This window comes from Sedimenticola hydrogenitrophicus (genome assembly GCF_025175675.1).
Lineage (GTDB): Bacteria > Pseudomonadota > Gammaproteobacteria > Chromatiales > Chromatiaceae > Sedimenticola > Sedimenticola hydrogenitrophicus.
The window spans coordinates 1-1207 of sequence record NZ_JANIOA010000109.1; the positions used below are offsets into that span (position 1 = coordinate 1).

Genomic DNA, 1207 nt, shown 5'->3' on the forward strand with positions numbered 1-1207 from the left:
TGGGTATTCCGGTCTCATTCGGCCACCCATTCCACGAGCATTCGGCCACTGATTCCACACTGATTCGGCCACCCATTCCATAAACATTCGGCCACTGATTCCACGGCCATTCGGCCACCCTCTTGAGGGCAGAGGAGCGGCGCAGGATTTCGTTCACTATGATCGAACCTTTTTTTCGGAAAAGGGGTTTGAGATGGAGCGTGCATCCATGCGTAAAATTAGAGAGATTCTTCGACTCAAGTTTGAGACAAAACTTTCGGCTCGAAAGATAGCCCACAGTACCCAAGTAGCCCGCAGCACCGTCAGTGAGTATGAGCGGCGATTCATCGAATCAGGGCTGCCTTGGCCACTGCCTCAGTTGAGCGATACGGAGCTGGAGCAGCGACTGTATCCACCGCAGCCTACCATTCCCTTCACGGAACGCGCTGTTCCGGATTGGCCCTACGTTCAGCAAGAGATGCGCCGCCCCGGCGTAACCCTGTTTTTGTTATGGCAGGAGTACAAAGCCGAACATCCAGACGGCTTTCAGTACAGCTGGTTCTGTGACCAGTATCGTGACTGGAAGGGCAAGCTTGACCTGGTCATGCGCCAAGAGCACCGCGCCGGGGAAAAACTGTTTGTCGACTATGCCGGGCAGACTGCGGAGGTGGTGAACCGCTCCACCGGTGAAATACGTTCAGCACAGATCTTCGTTGCCGTGCTGGGGGCCTCCAGCTATGCCTATGCCGAGGCCACTTGGTCACAACAGCTACCCGACTGGATCGGCTCACACGTACGCGCCTTTGCGTTCATTGGTGGTGTTACTGAAATCATTGTCCCGGATAACCTGAAGGGCGGCGTCATCAAGGCTCATCGCTATGAGCCGGATCTCAACCCAACCTACCTGGATTTGGCCAACCATTACGGGACGGCTGTCATACCTGCTCGTGTCCGTCGACCTCAGGACAAGAGTAAGGCCGAGAGCGGGGTGCAGGTAGTCGAACGATGGATATTAGCTGCGCTACGGAACCGTACCTTCTTTTCACTAACCGAACTCAACCGGGCCATTGCTGAACTGCTGGAACGGCTCAATGAACGTCCCTTCAAGAAGTTGCCAGGCTGCCGTAGGGAGGCATTCGAGACGCTGGACAAGCCGGCGTTGCATCCGCTTCCGGAACACCCCTATGAGTTCGCCCAATGGAAGAAGGTACGGGTGCATATCGACTAT

1 protein-coding gene is annotated in these 1207 nt (G+C 55.5%); it reads left to right on the forward strand.

All coding sequences use genetic code 11. From position 1 onward, the window contains the following. Positions 1–193: 193 nt before the first annotated feature. The coding region (istA, locus tag NPX02_RS21160; protein ID WP_260296049.1) for an IS21 family transposase at positions 194–1207 on the forward strand (1014 nt) is incomplete at its 3' end.